Origin of the sequence: Pseudomonas sp. 5P_5.1_Bac1 (assembly GCF_025466015.1) — a bacterium.
Classification (GTDB): Bacteria; Pseudomonadota; Gammaproteobacteria; order Pseudomonadales; family Pseudomonadaceae; genus Aquipseudomonas.
In genome coordinates, this window is sequence record NZ_JANLNX010000055.1 from 1 (window position 1) to 14,432 (window position 14,432).

15 protein-coding genes and 1 other RNA gene are annotated in these 14,432 nt (G+C 65.1%); 7 read left to right on the forward strand and 9 right to left on the reverse strand.

The window, feature by feature from the left end:
* Positions 1-102 precede the first annotated feature (102 nt).
* On the reverse strand, positions 103-1,080 hold the full coding sequence (locus NTD82_RS11230) for an NADPH:quinone oxidoreductase family protein (protein ID WP_262128800.1): 978 nt from the start codon (positions 1,078-1,080) through the stop codon (positions 103-105).
* A gap of 157 nt (positions 1,081-1,237) precedes the next feature.
* Between NTD82_RS11230 and NTD82_RS11235 the strand changes: the two genes are divergently transcribed.
* Positions 1,238-1,642, forward strand: a complete 405-nt coding sequence (locus tag NTD82_RS11235; RefSeq protein WP_095156439.1) for a flagellar basal body-associated protein FliL — start codon at positions 1,238-1,240, stop codon at positions 1,640-1,642.
* Here NTD82_RS11235 and NTD82_RS11240 read toward each other — a convergent pair whose 3' ends face one another.
* The 4 genes from NTD82_RS11240 to NTD82_RS11255 all read right to left on the reverse strand — a co-directional run bounded on the left by NTD82_RS11240 (position 1,643) and on the right by NTD82_RS11255 (position 6,986).
* A complete protein-coding gene (locus tag NTD82_RS11240) occupies positions 1,643-2,761 on the reverse strand; it encodes an ABC transporter permease (RefSeq protein WP_262128801.1) in 1,119 nt (372 codons plus the stop codon). It abuts the gene before it with no gap.
* Positions 2,761-5,481 carry a ribosome-associated ATPase/putative transporter RbbA gene (gene rbbA, locus NTD82_RS11245; RefSeq protein WP_262128802.1) on the reverse strand — a complete coding sequence of 907 codons (2,721 nt, stop codon included), beginning with the start codon at positions 5,479-5,481 and terminating at the stop codon, positions 2,761-2,763. Before rbbA ends, NTD82_RS11240 begins: the two co-directional genes overlap by 1 nt.
* Positions 5,478-6,443, reverse strand: coding sequence for an HlyD family secretion protein (locus NTD82_RS11250; RefSeq protein WP_371864290.1), 966 nt, complete (start codon positions 6,441-6,443; stop codon positions 5,478-5,480). Before NTD82_RS11250 ends, rbbA begins: the two co-directional genes overlap by 4 nt.
* Positions 6,444-6,536: 93 nt before the next feature.
* On the reverse strand, positions 6,537-6,986 hold the full coding sequence (locus NTD82_RS11255) for an EVE domain-containing protein (RefSeq protein WP_095156436.1): 450 nt from the start codon (positions 6,984-6,986) through the stop codon (positions 6,537-6,539).
* A 186-nt stretch (positions 6,987-7,172) separates the two neighbouring features.
* On the opposite strand from NTD82_RS11255, the gene NTD82_RS11260 reads away from it, so the two are divergent.
* Positions 7,173-7,319 (forward strand): hypothetical protein, encoded by a 147-nt coding sequence (locus tag NTD82_RS11260; RefSeq protein ID WP_175652615.1) that lies wholly within the window; start codon positions 7,173-7,175, stop codon positions 7,317-7,319.
* A gap of 14 nt (positions 7,320-7,333) precedes the next feature.
* Here NTD82_RS11260 and NTD82_RS11265 read toward each other — a convergent pair whose 3' ends face one another.
* From NTD82_RS11265 to NTD82_RS11280, 4 genes are all read right to left on the reverse strand, one after another.
* Positions 7,334-7,939: a 5-formyltetrahydrofolate cyclo-ligase gene (locus NTD82_RS11265; RefSeq protein WP_262128803.1), complete on the reverse strand. Its 606-nt coding sequence runs from the start codon at positions 7,937-7,939 to the stop codon at positions 7,334-7,336.
* 89 nt (positions 7,940-8,028) lie between these two features.
* Positions 8,029-8,207, reverse strand: a non-coding RNA gene (gene ssrS, locus NTD82_RS11270) — 6S RNA.
* A gap of 19 nt (positions 8,208-8,226) precedes the next feature.
* On the reverse strand, positions 8,227-8,544 hold the full coding sequence (locus NTD82_RS11275) for a cell division protein ZapA (protein WP_095156434.1): 318 nt from the start codon (positions 8,542-8,544) through the stop codon (positions 8,227-8,229).
* A complete protein-coding gene (locus tag NTD82_RS11280; RefSeq protein WP_095156433.1) occupies positions 8,541-8,750 on the reverse strand; it encodes a TIGR02449 family protein in 210 nt (69 codons plus the stop codon). The genes NTD82_RS11275 and NTD82_RS11280 overlap by 4 nt, the downstream gene beginning before the upstream one ends.
* A 150-nt stretch (positions 8,751-8,900) precedes the next feature.
* Between NTD82_RS11280 and NTD82_RS11285 the strand changes: the two genes are divergently transcribed.
* The 5 genes from NTD82_RS11285 to NTD82_RS11305 all read left to right on the forward strand — a co-directional run bounded on the left by NTD82_RS11285 (position 8,901) and on the right by NTD82_RS11305 (position 14,378).
* On the forward strand, positions 8,901-9,455 hold the full coding sequence (locus NTD82_RS11285; protein WP_095156432.1) for a YecA family protein: 555 nt from the start codon (positions 8,901-8,903) through the stop codon (positions 9,453-9,455).
* 19 nt (positions 9,456-9,474) lie between these two features.
* Complete coding sequence (gene pepP, locus NTD82_RS11290; RefSeq protein WP_262128804.1) at positions 9,475-10,815, forward strand: Xaa-Pro aminopeptidase; 1,341 nt, start codon at positions 9,475-9,477, stop codon at positions 10,813-10,815.
* A complete protein-coding gene (gene ubiH / locus NTD82_RS11295; RefSeq protein ID WP_262128805.1) occupies positions 10,812-12,011 on the forward strand; it encodes a 2-octaprenyl-6-methoxyphenyl hydroxylase in 1,200 nt (399 codons plus the stop codon). Before pepP ends, ubiH begins: the two co-directional genes overlap by 4 nt.
* A gap of 41 nt (positions 12,012-12,052) precedes the next feature.
* On the forward strand, positions 12,053-13,270 hold the full coding sequence (locus NTD82_RS11300) for a 2-octaprenyl-3-methyl-6-methoxy-1,4-benzoquinol hydroxylase (protein WP_262128937.1): 1,218 nt from the start codon (positions 12,053-12,055) through the stop codon (positions 13,268-13,270).
* Between the two features lie 106 nt (positions 13,271-13,376).
* Positions 13,377-14,378 carry an extracellular solute-binding protein gene (locus tag NTD82_RS11305; RefSeq protein ID WP_095156428.1) on the forward strand — a complete coding sequence of 334 codons (1,002 nt, stop codon included), beginning with the start codon at positions 13,377-13,379 and terminating at the stop codon, positions 14,376-14,378.
* The last annotated feature ends 54 nt before the right edge of the window (positions 14,379-14,432 follow it).

The window sequence follows — 14,432 nt, forward strand, 5'->3', positions numbered from 1 at the left end:
TGCATTGCGGGACCGAAATGTGTTGGCGCGTTACAGGCGGTGTCTTGTTCTGTTTTTGAGCGTTGGGGCTGCAACGCAGCCCCAGAACCCTGCAACCACGGTTTATCTGACCTTCACCACCAGCTTCCCAACCGCCTTGCGCCCCGCCAATTGTTCGATCGCCAACCCGGCCTCGGCCAATGGATAGGTCTTCGACACCAACGGCTTCAACTTGCCCTCGGCAAACCACGCAAACAGTTGCTGGAAGTTCGCTGCGTTGTCCGCCGGCTGGCGCTGGGCGAACGAGCCCCAGAACACGCCGAGCACCGCCGCGCCCTTGAGCAGCACCAGATTGACCGGTAACTCAGGAATTCGCCCGCTGGCAAAGCCCACCACCAGCAACCGGCCGTTCCAGGCCAGGCCGCGCACGGCCTGGTCGAACAGGTCGCCGCCTACCGGGTCGTAGATCACGTCGACGCCCTTGCCGCCGGTCAGGCGTTTGATCTCGTCTTTCAGGCTGCTCTGGCTGTAATCGATCAGCTCGTCCGCGCCCGCCGCCTTGGCGATTTCCAGTTTCTCCGCGCTACTGGCCGCAGCGATCACCCGCGCGCCCATGGCCTTGCCGATTTCCACGGCCGCCAGGCCAACGCCGCCAGATGCACCCAGCACCAGCAAGGTTTCGCCGGCCTGCAATTGGCCGCGCTGGCGCAGCGCGTGCATCGAGGTGCCGTAGGTCATGCCGAAGGCCGAGGCAGTGGCGAAGTCCATGCCTTCCGGGATGGGCATCACGTTGTAGGCCGGCACCGCGACCTGTTCGGCGAAGCTGCCCCAGCCCGTCAGGGCCATGACCCGGTCGCCGACCTTGAACGCGCCGGCATTCTCGCCCGCCGCGGCAACCACCCCGGCGGCCTCGCCACCCGGCGAGAACGGCAGCGGCGGCTGGAACTGGTATTTGCCCTCGATGATCAGGGTGTCCGGGAAGTTGACGCTCGCGGCGTGTACGTCCAGGAGGATTTCATTCTTCTTCGGCGTCGGGCTGGCGACGTCTTCCAGCACCAGATCACGGGCCGGACCATGGGCTTTGCACAACACGGCTTTCATCAGGGCTATTCCTTTGCGGGTGGTGGCCGATAAGTGTAGGTATGCAAGGTGCCGGGTCAACGAGCATGGCCTGGCCTGAATAGGCTGGCATAAGCCCGGGCTTGGGTTTGGCCGGCGCGCTGGGTATGCTGGCGCCAACTGTTTGAGGAGCGAATTCGTGAAAGCGTGGATCTTGATGGTACTGGCGCTGACGCTGCCAGTGGCGGCCATGGCCGAAGAGAAGGAAGCAGCAGCGCCGAAGGTTGCCTATATCAGCCTGTCGCCGCCCCTGGTCGGCAACTACGCCCTCGATGGCGGCCCGCGTCTGCGGGTGTACAAGGCCGATGTTGCGCTGAAGGTCGAAGGCGATGCCGACGCAGCCGCGGTCAAGCACCACGAGCCGCTGATCCGTAACCAGTTGGTGGCGCTGTTCACCCAGCAGAGCCTGGACGGCATGAGCAACGTCGACGCCAAGGAAAAACTGCGTCAGGAAGCCCTCAAGCAGGTCCAGCAGGTGCTGTCCAACGAAGAGGGTCGGCCGGTCGTCGAAGACCTGCTGTTCAACAACCTGATCGTTCAGTAATCACGAGGCCAGGCTGCGGCGGAAACGTGCCAGGGCGATCGCGAAGAACGCCAGGCCGATCGCCGCCAGGGCCAGCAGGTCGGGCCACACCACCGTGATCCCGGCGTCGCGAAACAGAATCGCGGCGCCCAGGCTGACGAAGTGGGTGGACGGCGACAACTGCATCACCCACTGCAACCATTGCGGCATGCTGTCCAGCGGCGTGCTGCCGCCCGAGAGCAACAGCATCGGGATGATCACCGGGATCGCCAGCAAGCCGAACTGCGGCGTCGAGCGCGCCAGCGTAGCGAGAAAAATCCCCAGCGCCGTGCTGGCGAACAGGTACAGCGCCGTCACCCCCAGAAACAGCGGCAGCGAGCCGGCCAACGGCACGCCCAGCGCCCACTTCACCACCACCTCCAGCGACACCCAGGTGCACAGCACCACCACCAGCGCGTTGCTGCCGATCTTGGCGAGCATGATTTCCAGTGCGGTCAGCGGCAGCACCAGCAGGTGATCGAGGGTGCCATGCTCGCGCTCGCGCAGCAGGGCGGTGCCGGTGAGGATGATCGCGAGGATGGTGATGTTGTTGACGATCTGGATCACCGCCAGGAACCAGCCGCCTTCCAGGTTCGGGTTGAACAGCGCGCGGGGCTCCAGCAGCGCCGGGCTGCGACTGCTGCTGCCGGCGGGGCTGGCGTAATCCAGCAACTCGCGTTCGAAAATCCGCCCGATATAGCCGGCGCCCATGAACGCCTGGCTCATGGCCGTGGCATCGACGTTGATCTGCAGTTCCGGCGAGCGCCCGGCCAGCAGGTCGCGCTGGAAATTCACCGGAATATTGATGACGAAGGTGTACAGGCCGCTGTCCAGGCTGCGGTCGAGCTGGTCGTAGGCCAGCGGCACGGCGGGCTGGAACTCCGGGGGCTGCAGCGCTTCGGTCAGCTTGCGCGAGACCAGGCTCTGGTCCTCATCGACCACCGCGACGCTGGCGTTGTGCACGCCGATCACCGAGCCCGCCGCCGGCATGTAGATCGCCACGCTGAAGGCATAGAGCAGAAACAGCAGCAGAACGCTGTCGTGGCGCAGGCTGGTCAGCTCTTTCAGGCCGAGGCGCAGAATGTGGGCAAGACGCTGCATCAGGCCTCCTGTTTCTTCAGCATCATCAGGCTCAGCCCGGTGAACCCGACGAAGAAGCCGAGCAGCGCCAGGCACTGCGGCCACAGTTCGCGCAGGTCCAGGGCCTTGGTGAAGGTGCCGACGGCGATATCGAGGAAGTAGCCCGCCGGGAACAACTGGCCCATCAGCGCCGCGGAGCCATCGAGGGATGAGCGCGGCACGATCAGCCCGGAGAACTGGATGGTCGGCAGGCTGGTGAGGATCATGGTGCCGAGGATCGCGGCGATCTGGGTGCGGGTGAAGGCCGAGATCAGCAGGCCGAGGCTGGTGGTCGCCAGCAGGTACAGCACCCCGCCGCACGCCAGCGCCAGGGCGCTGCCCTTGAACGGCACGCCGAACAGCCAGCGGTTCATCGCCACCAGCAGCGCCAGGTTCACCAGGCTCACCGCCAGGTACGGCGCCTGTTTGCCGAGCAGGAACTCAAGGCGGGTCAGCGGCGTGGCGTAGAAGTTGGTGATCGAGCCCAGCTCCTTTTCGCGGACGATGCCGAGGGCGGTGAGCATGGCCGGGATGAACGCCAGGATCAGCGCCATGACGCCGGGCCCGATGGCGTTCACGCTGACCACATCCTGGTTGTAGCGAAAGCGCGTCTCCAGCTTCACCGCCGCCTGGCGCGGCTGCGCCGGGCTGCTCAGCGCCGCCAGTTGTTCGAGGTTGGCCTGGTGCACCGCTTCGACATAGTTGCGGCTGGTCTCGGCGCGGAACGGCATGCCGCCGTCGAGCCAGGCTGCGACCACCGGCTGGCGCCCGGCAAGCAGGTCGCGGCCGAAGCCGGGGGGAATCTCGAGGGCCAGCTTGATCTCCGAGCGCTGCAGGCGCTGGTGCAGTTGTCGCGGATCGCGGATTGGCGGCTGCTCGGCAAAGTAGCGCGAGCCACGGAAGGCTTCGAGGTAGGCCCGGCTTTGCGGGCTCTGGTCCTGGTCGTAGACGGCGAAGGCGAGGTTTTCGACATCCAGCGAAATGCCGAAGCCGAAGATCACCATCATGAACAGCGCACCCAGCAGGGCGAACGCCAGGCGCACCTTGTCGCGCAGCAGTTCCTTGCCCTCGCGGCTGGCCACGGCGACCAGCCGGGTCAGGCTGAAACCCCGGCGAGGTGGCGGACTGGCGGGTGCGGCCGGCGTGTCGAGATTGGCTGCTGGCGTCTCGGGCGCGCCGCCCTGGGCTTGTTCCAGGCACGTGACGAAGGCGTCTTCCAAGGTCGCGCCGCCGTACTGCACCTGCAAGGCGGCCGGGGTGTCGCAGGCCAGCACCGAGCCTGCGTGCATCAGCGAGATGCGGTCGCAGCGCAGCGCCTCGTTCATGAAGTGGGTCGAGAGAAAGATGGTCACGCCCTGTTCCCGCGACAGCTCGATCAGCAACCGCCAGAAGTCGTCGCGGGCGGCCGGGTCGACGCCGGAGGTGGGCTCGTCGAGGATCAGCACTTCCGGGCGGTGCAGCACCGCCACGGCCAGCGACAGGCGCTGGCGCAAGCCCAGCGGCAGGGCGCCGGACGGCTGGTCGGCGACCTCGCCGAGGTCGAAGCGCTGGATCAGTTCGGCGATGCGTGGTGTGCTGTCGGCGGGTTTCAGGTCGAACAGCCGCGCGTGCAGTTCCAGGTTCTGGCGCACGCTGAGTTCGCCGTACAGCGAGAAACTCTGCGACATGAAACCGACCCGCTTGCGCGTGGCCAGGTCCTTGGCGTCCACCGGCCGACCGAGCAGGGTGGCGCTGCCTTCGCTGGCCGGCATCAGGCCGGTGAGGACTTTCATGGTGGTGGTCTTGCCGCAGCCGTTGGAGCCGAGGAAGCCGAAAATCTCGCCGCGACCGATGGCGAAGCTGACCTTGTTCACGGCGGTGAAGTCGCCGAAGCGCAGGGTCAGTTCATGCGCTTCGATGGCGATGCTGGCGTCGCCGGCGTCCCGTGGCGGGATGTGCAGCGGCTCGGCGTTGTGGTGGCTGTCGCCCTGGAAGTAGGTGAAGGCTTCGTCCAGCTTGCCGCTGGGCGTGACGCTGGCCAGTTCATGGCTGGCGCCGGCGCCGATCAGCCGGCCGCGGTCGAGCATCAGGCAGTGTTCGAACTGTTCGGCCTCTTCCATGTAGGCCGTTGCTACCAGCAGCGTCAGTTGCGGACGTTGCTGACGCACATGCTCGACCAGCTCCCAGAAGCGCCGCCGCGACAGCGGGTCGACGCCGGTGGTGGGCTCATCGAGGATCAGCAGATCGGGTTCGTGGATCAGCGCGCAGCACAGGCCGAGTTTCTGTTTCATGCCGCCAGACAGCTTGCCCGCCGGGCGCTCGGCGAAGCGGGCGAGGTCGGTGGCCTCCAGCAGCGTGTGCATGCGGGCGTCGCACTCGGCGCGGGACAGGCCGAACAAGGTGGCGAAGAACCGGATGTTTTCGCTGATCGACAGGTCCGGGTACAGGTTGCCGCCCAGGCCCTGGGGCATGAAGGCGATGCGCGGGTACAGGCTGCTGCGGTGCGAGCGCTTGGCGATCGGGCCGCCGAGCACGTCCAGCTCACCCTGTTGCAGCCGTTTGACCCCGGCGATCAGCCCGAGCAGGCTGGATTTGCCGGCGCCGTCCGGGCCGATCAAGCCGCAGCGGGTGCCGGCGGGCAGGTCGAAGGTGATGTCATGCAGGGCTTCCAGCGCGCCATAGCGGTGACGGATGCCTCGGGCCTGCAGGGCCAGCCCGTTCATTGCAGGTTGGCCGGCCAGTCCACGGTGGCGGTGCGCACATAGCCGGCGCCGGGCATACCGGGCTTGGCCTGGGGCACGGCGTCGGGGGCGGTCAGGCGCAGCTTGACCCGGAATACCAGCTTCTGCCGCTCGTCGCGGGTTTCCACCTGCTTGGGCGTGAACTGGGCCTTGGCCGCGACGAAGCTGATTTTCGCCGGCAGCGCCTGGTCGGGCAGGGCGTCGAGGACGATCCGCGCCTCGTCGCCGATGGTCAGCCGGCCAGCGGTGGAGGCGGGCAGGTAGAGGTTCATGTATTGGTCGCTGGGGTCGATCAGCAGCAGCACTCGGCCACCGGCACCGAGCACTTCGCCCGGTTCGGCCAGGCGCAACTGAATCACGCCGTTGATTGGCGCGCGCAGGCTGCTGTCGTCGATTTCGCTGGTCAGTTGCGCGACCTGGGCTTCGGCGGCGCCAATCGCTGCCTTGATCGCCGCGAGCTGTGCCCGTGCGGCGACCACCGCCGAGTTGCTGGTGTCGAAGCGCGCCTGTTGCTGGTCGAGCAACTGCTGGCTGGCGTATTTGCGCTGGAACATCTCGCGGATGCGCTTCAGCTCCTGGCTGGCGAGCAGTTGTTCGCTCTGGCGCAACTGCACGTTGGCCTGGGCGGCGGCGTAGTTCTCCCGGGCGCGGGCCACTTCGGCCTCGGCCTGAGCGCGTTGGGCTTCGAGGGTGCGGGTATCGATGCGGGCGAGCAACTGCCCGCGGCTGACTTTGTCGCCTTCGTCCACCAGCACTTCGGCGAGGCGCCCGGGCACCTTGCTGGCGATCTGGACTTCGGTGGCTTCGAGCCGCCCGTTGCCCATGGCCAGGCCTTCGGGCAGGCGGTCATGCAAGGATTTCCAGTAGCCCAGGCCACCGGCCGCCAGCAGCAGCGCAATCAGCGCGCCGGCGAAAATCTTGGGGGTGTGTTGACTCATCGACATGGTCCTGCATCCTGCTACATACGCGTCAGATTGTGACGTCCCACCAGCCTTGGCGGTTTGATTCGCGTCAAATGAGCCCCGATCCTACGCCGATCAGCGAAGATTGAGTATTGCCGCCCACTGTTCGGCTGTGACCGGCATCACAGACAGGCGACTGCCTTTCTGCACCAGCGGCAGTTCGGCGAGGGCGGTTTGCAGCTTCAGGTAGCCCAGGCCCAGCACCTTCGGGAAGGTTTCCACATGGGCCACGTCCACCGCGCTCCACGGGTTCTTGTCGGCGTTGGCCTTGGGGTCGTGGTAATGGCTTTGCGGGTCGAGGGCGGTCGGGTCGGGATAGGCCGCGGTGCTGATTCGGGCAATACCGGCGATGCCCGGCTCGGGGCAACTGGAGTGGTAGAAGAAAAACTCGTCGCCCACCGCCATCGCGCGGATGAAATTGCGCGCCTGGTAATTGCGAACCCCGTCCCAGCGCGCCTCGCCGAGGCGGGCGAGGTCCTCGATCGAGAGTTCGTCGGGTTCGGATTTCATCAGCCAGTAGGCCATGGGCTCAGCTCCAGTCAGTCTCTGAAACAACCTGTTGCATCAAACCGACAGCCGGTTGGCGTCAAGGTTTGCTTGTGGACGAGTGTTGTCGGAAAATGCGCCAAATTTTAAGCTTGACGCTGCTGCACGGCCTATAAAAAGAACCGTCGCGGACATCGTGATCAGTTTGCCTTCGGGGGGCAATCGATGAATCGCAAAAAACCGGACCTGCTCTGGATTCTAGTTTTCGTGTTTGGTCTGGGCGTTGTCACGACCGGTTATGCGCAAAGTTTCTGGGAACGCAAAGTTGAAACCGCTTATCAGCAGATGCCGGTGAATCCCGCTCAGCGTTGATGCCGCGGCGCCGTTCAGTGCGCCAGATACCAGCGTTTATCCGATACAGTGCCTTGTAGCGGCACGTCCCAACTGGCTTGCGCCAGGCGTTCCACCTTCTGGCATTCATGGGCCAGCCCCAGCAGCAGGGGTTTTTTCCAGGCCTTGCGCCGGCCTTGATACGCCAGGCTGCGATCATAGAAACCGCCGCCCATTCCGAGGCGACCCCCCAGCTCATCGAAACCCACCAGCGGCAGCAGGATCAGGTCCAGCGCCCAGACCGGGCGTTGCCGCGCCAGGCGGATGCTCGGCTCGGGGATGCGAAAGCGGTTGGGCCGCAGTTTTTCGCCCTGTTCGAAGCGTTGGAACGCCATCTTGGTTTTCGGCCAGGCATGCAGCACCGGCAGGTAGGTGCGCTTGCCACGGCGTTGGGCCTCGCGCAGCAGCAGGCGCGGGTCGATTTCGCTGTCGTTGGGCAGGTACAGGGCGATGTGGCGGGCGCGACGGAACAGCGGATGCTGCGCCAGTTGCCGATACAGGCCACGGGCGGCCTGACGTTGCTCGGCAGGGCTGAGTGCACGGCGGGCATCGCGAAGCAGGCGGCGGAGTTGGGGGCGGGTAAGCGGCGCGGTGTCGGTCATGGCACGGGCGATCCCTGGGGGCGATCATCACGCGGTGATGTCGCAGGTGCAGGCGCGCAAGGAAGATAAAGGCGCATGCAGGTAGAAACAGGCTCCCCGACGAACCGCTGTCGGTGTAGCCCTTGAACCCGAAAGTTCAAGGTGGAGATTGCAGGGGGCGTTAAGGCTTTCCGTCAAGCGGACATGCACACCGGCCCCAACGTGCAACCCCCGTGGTTGTGCGTATCGGCTCAGGGACATGACCGACTGGCAAGCACTCCAGGGAGTGGGCGGGAGTATACAGAAACTCAGTTGGCTTTTGTATCCGCGTCGTCGATCAGGGCCTGGTCGACGCGGTCGAGCAGCTCGCGTACCTGCTCACGGGTGGCGCCGCCGCTCTGGGCTTCCGGGCGCTCTTGATTGTGCAAAAGGTCGTGGGTGATGTTCAGCGCGGCCATCACGGCGATGCGGTCGGCGCCGATCACTTTGCCGCTGCTGCGGATCTCGCGCATCTTGCCGTCGAGGTAGCGTGCGGCGCTGACCAGATTGCTGCGTTCTTCCTGCGGGCAGATGATCGAATACTCTTTGTCGAGGATCTGCACGGTGACGCTATTGGTAGAACTCATGAGTCTTGCTCCAGGGACTTGAGCCGCGAAATCATCGATTCGACCTTATGTCGCGCGATTTCGTTTTTTTCAATGAGGTGGGCGCGCTCCTCGCGCCAGGATTTCTCCTGCTCGGATAGGAGTGTGTTTTGCCGTTTTAGTTGCTCGACCCGCTCAATCAGCAGTTCGAGTCGGCTCTTCAGCGTTTGCAGCTCATTATCTTGCATTGCTCGCCACTCGATTCGGTCTGACTGTGACTGTCTGGCTACTGCGCCTCATGCGCCGGAATTGCCGCGTCGATGGTCTTGGCGCGCCTGCCGGTGCTAGGATACAAGGCCTTCATTCTAGTCATTGCGCCGTCTGGCGCCTAGTTGCCCATGCCCACTACCAATTCGCCGTACACCGCCTTCGCCAACCTGCTCAACAGCAACGGTCATCCTGTTTCCCCCGCCGAACTGCACGGCCTGTTGCTCGGTCGTAGCTGCGCCGGCGCAGGCTTCGATGTTGACGGCTGGCTGGCCGACGCTGCTCATCTGCTGGAGACCGAACCAGTAGACAACGTCCGCAACGCTTTGATCGGCCTCCAGGAAATGGTCAAGTCCGAACTGACCGGCGAAGACATCGCCATCGTCCTGCTGCTGCCGGGCGATGACCTGCCGCTCACCGAGCGCGCGGCTGCACTGGGCCAATGGTGCCAGGGCTTCCTCAGCGGCTTCGGCTTGAACTCCGGCGGCAAGGACCTCAGCGACGAGGTCAATGAAGTACTGCAGGACCTGAGCGCGATTTCGCAAGTTCAGGACGCACTGGAAGAATCCGAAGACGGCGAAAGCGACTATATGGAAGTGATGGAGTACCTGCGCGTCGCACCGCTGCTGCTCTTCACGGAATTGGCCAAGCCGGTCGCGCCTGCCGCCAAACCTTCCTTGCACTGAGGCCAAACAGGGGTTCCCCGTGGCAACAAACCATATCCCGAAAGCGGAATACGCCCGGCGCCGCAAGGCGCTGATGGCGCAGATGGAACCCAACAGCATCGCCATCCTGCCGGCTGCCGCGGTTGCCATTCGCAACCGTGACGTCGAGCACGTCTATCGCCAGGACAGCGACTTCCAGTACCTCAGCGGTTTTCCCGAGCCCGAGGCGGTGATCGCCCTGATCCCCGGCCGCGAGCACGGCGAGTACGTGCTGTTCTGCCGTGAGCGTAATCCCGAGCGCGAGCAGTGGGACGGCCTGCGCGCCGGCCAGGAAGGTGCGATCCGCGACTTTGCGGCCGACGACGCCTTCCCCATCGCTGATATCGACGACATTCTTCCCGGCTTGATCGAAGGGCGCGATCGCGTCTATTCGGCCATGGGCAGCAATGCCGAGTTCGACCGCCGCCTGATGGAGTGGATCAACGTGATCCGTTCCAAGGCGCGCCTGGGGGCTTCGCCGCCGAACGAATTCGTTGCCCTGGATCATCTGCTGCACGACATGCGCCTGTATAAATCGGCGGCGGAAGTGAAGGTCATGCGCGAAGCCGCGGCGATCTCCTCGCGGGCCCATGTGCGGGCCATGCAGGCCAGCCGTGCCGGCCTTCACGAGTACAGCCTGGAAGCCGAGCTGGACTACGAGTTCCGCAAGGGCGGGGCGAAGATGCCGGCCTATGGATCGATCGTCGCCGCCGGACGCAACAGTTGCATCCTGCATTACCAGCAGAACGACGCGCCGCTCAAGGATGGCGACCTGGTGCTGATCGACGCCGGTTGCGAGATCGACTGCTACGCCAGCGACATCACCCGCACCTTCCCGGTCAGCGGGCGTTTCTCGGCGGAACAGAAGGCGATCTACGAACTGGTGCTCAAGGCTCAGGAAGCGGCCTTCGCGGTCATCGCCCCCGGCAAGCACTGGAACCACGCCCACGAGGCGACGGTTCAAGTGATCACCGAAGGGCTGGTGGAACTGGGCCTGCTCAAGGGCGATGTGGCCGAACTGATCGAAACCGAGGCCTACCGGGCCTTCTACATGCACCGGGCCGGACACTGGCTGGGCATGGATGTACATGATGTCGGCGAGTACAAGGTCGGCGGTCAATGGCGCGTGCTCGAACCGGGCATGGCCCTGACGGTCGAACCGGGTATCTACATTGCCGCGGACAACCAGAGCGTCGCCAAGAAGTGGCGCGGTATTGGTGTACGGATCGAGGACGACGTAGTGGTAACCAAGCACGGCTGTGAAATCCTGACCTCCGGTGTGCCGAAAACGGTCGCGGAAATCGAAGCCCTGATGGCCGCCGCCAGAAGCCAGGCCGCATGAGCCGGGTCAATCTGGCGATCATCGGCGGCGGCCTGGTCGGTGCCAGCCTCGCGCTGGCCCTGCAGGCCGGCGCCAAGGCCCGAGGCTGGAAGATCCTGCTGATCGAACCGTTCGCCCCGGGCGACAGCTACCAACCCAGTTATGACGCGCGTTCTTCTGCGCTGTCGTTCGGCACCCGGCAGATCTACGAGCGCCTTGACCTGTGGCAAGTCATCAGCCGCCGCGCCGAGCCAATCCGGCAGATCCAGGTGTCCGACCGCGGGCGCTTCGGCGCCACCCGTCTCGACGCGCTGGAAGAAGGCGTTCCGGCGCTGGGCTACGTGGTGGAAAACGCCTGGCTCGGCCAATGCCTGTGGCAGGGCCTCGACCCCGAAGTGGTGAGCTGGCGCTGCCCGGCGGAAGTCACCGCGATGCAGCCATTGGGCGATGGCTATCGGTTGTCGCTCAATGACGACATCGTCCTGGAATGCGACCTGGCCGTGCTCGCCGATGGCGGGCGTTCAGGCCTGCGCGAACAACTGGGCATTCACGTCAGCCAGCGCCCGTACAACCAGAGCGCGCTGATCGCCAACATCACCCCGAGCGAAGCCCACTGCGGCCAGGCCTTCGAGCGCTTCACCGACGAAGGCCCGATGGCCCTGCTGCCGCTGCCGGAAAACCGCTGCGCGCTGGTCTGGACCCGCGCCGGGATGGACGCCAAGCGCCTGGCGGAGCTGGACGAACGGCGCTTCCTCGACGAACTGCAGAGCATCTTCGGTTACCGCCTCGGCGCTCTGCGCCAGGTTGGCGCGCGGCACCTTTATCCGTTGACGCTGGTGGAAGCGCAGGAGCAGGTGCGTCCGCATCTGGTGGTGCTCGGCAACGCCGCCCACAGCCTGCACCCGATCGCCGGGCAAGGTTTCAACCTGTCGCTGCGCGACGTGCAGTCGCTGGCCGATGGCCTGCTTGCCGGCCCCGAAAAACCCGGCGACCTCGGCACGCTGTTGGCCTACCGCGAGCGCCAGCGTCTGGACCAGGACCTGACCGTGGGCTTCTCCGACAAGATCACCCGCCTGTTTGGCACGGCCCAGCCGTTGATCGCCACCGGCCGCAACCTCGGCCTGCTTGGCCTCGATCTGCTGCCCCCGGCCAAGCGCTGGTTCGCCCGCCAGGCCATGGGCCTCGGCACTCGCCCTGACCTTCAAGGCAAGGCATGACCCCTTTTTTCTATTACCCGGAACAGGCTTGAAGCATGGACATGCGCGCGGATCTGTTGATTGTCGGTGCCGGTATGGTCGGCAGCGCTCTGGCCCTGGCCTTGCAGCACAGCGGCCTGGAAATCCTCTTGCTGGACGGCAGCTCCCTGTCCGTCCCGCGCTTCGATGATGCCGCGCCGTTCGAGCCCAGGGTCAGCGCCCTGTCGGCGGCCAGCCAGCGCATTCTCGATCGTCTCGGCGCCTGGCAGGGCATTTCCGAACGGCGTGCCAGCCCTTACTCGGACATGCAGGTCTGGGACGGCAGCGGCACCGGGCAGATCCACTTTTCCGCGGCCAGCGTTCACGCCGATGTGCTGGGCCATATCGTCGAGAACCGGGTGGTTCAGGACGGCCTGCTGGAACGCCTGCACGACAGCGAAATCGGCCTGCTGGCCAATGCCCGCCTGGAACGCATGCGCCGTTCCGGTGATGAGTGGCTGCTGACCCTCGCCGACGGCCGCAACCTGCGGGCACCGCTGGTGATCGCCGCCGACGGCGCCAACTCGGCGGTGCGCCGCCTGACCGGCTGCGAAACCCGCGAATGGGATTACCTGCACCACGCCATCGTCACCAGCGTGCGCTGCGCCGAGCCGCACCAGAACACGGCCTGGCAACGCTTCACCGATGAAGGTCCGCTGGCCTTCCTGCCGCTGCAGCGCGACGGCAAACAGGATTGGTGCTCGATCGTCTGGTCGACCACGCCCGAGCGGGCGGAAAAACTCATGGCGCTGCCGGACGACGCGTTCTGCGCCGAACTTGAGCGTGCGTTTGAAGGCCGCCTCGGCGCGGTACTGCAAGCCGACCCGCGCGTCTGCGTGCCGCTGCGCCAGCGTCATGCCAAGCGCTATGTCGCCGAGGGCCTCGCGCTGATCGGCGATGCTGCGCACACCATTCACCCGCTGGCCGGCCAGGGTGTGAACCTGGGCTTTCTCGATGCCGCGGTGCTGGCCGAAGAACTGCTGAAGGCCTACGAGCGCGGCGAGCGACTGGCCGACGTGAAGGTGCTGAGCCGCTTCGAGCGTCGGCGCATGCCGCACAACCTGGCGCTGATGGCCGCGATGGAGGGCTTCGAGCGCTTGTTCCAGGCCGACCCGCTGCCGCTGCGCTGGCTGCGTAACAGTGGCCTGAAATGGGTCGAACAGATGCCCGAGGCCAAGGCATTGTTCGTGCGTCAGGCACTGGGTTTGAGTGGCGATCTGCCGGAACTGGCGAAGGCCTGAAAGGCCCGCAACATCTGGTAACTCCTCGGTGAAGCGTTCGGTTTGTGATGCCAAATGACATTAACTACCATTTTCGCCTCATTTGAATTTCCGAGGAGCGCTACCGATGTCGCCACGCAAGCATTTACTGGCCGCCCTGACCCTCACGCTGTTCGGCGGGGCTGCCCAGGCGGCGGACGAGGTGGTGGTGTACTCCTCGCGCATCGATGAGCTGATCAAGCCGGTATTCGACGCCTACACCGCCAAGACCGGGGTGAAGATCAAGTTCATCACCGACAAGGAAGCCCCGCTGATGCAGCGGATCAAGGCCGAGGGCGAGAACGGCGTGGCCGACCTGCTGCTCACCGTCGACGCCGGCAACCTCTGGCAGGCCGAGCAGATGGGCATCCTCCAGCCGATCAAGTCCGCCGTGATCGACGCCAACATCCCTGCGCAATACCGCGCGTCTTCCCATGACTGGACCGGCCTCAGCCTGCGTGCGCGGACCATCGTCTACTCCACCGACCGGGTCAAACCCGAAGAGCTGAGCACCTACGAGGCGCTGGCCGACAAGCAATGGGAAGGCCGCCTGTGCCTGCGCACGGCGAAGAAGGTCTACAACCAGTCGCTGACCGCCACCATGATCGAAACCCATGGTGCCGAGAAAACCGAAGAGCTGGTCAAGGGCTGGGTCAACAACCTGTCCACCGACGTGTTCTCCGATGACAACGCCGTGATCCATGCGATCGCCGCCGGCCAGTGCGACGTGGGCATCGTCAACACTTACTACTACGGTCGCCTGCATCAGGAAAACCCGAAACTGCCGGTCAAGCTGTTCTGGCCCAACCAGGCTGATCGCGGCGTCCACGTGAACCTGTCGGGCATCGGCCTGACCAAACACGCACCGCACCCGGAAGCCGCCAAGGCGCTGGTCGAGTGGATGACCGGTGAGGAAGCACAGAAGATGTTCGCGGGCATCAACCAGGAATTCCCGGCCAACCCGAAAGTCGCGCCGTCCGATGAAGTCGCCGCCTGGGGCAGCTTCAAGGCCGACAGCCTGCCGGTGGAAGTCGCCGGCAAGCGCCAGGCCGAAGCGATTCGCTTGATGGATCGGGCTGGCTGGAACTGAGTTTCAAGCCTTATTCTTGCTGCGCCCTCAAGCCCGCCCTGGCATCGCGCCGGG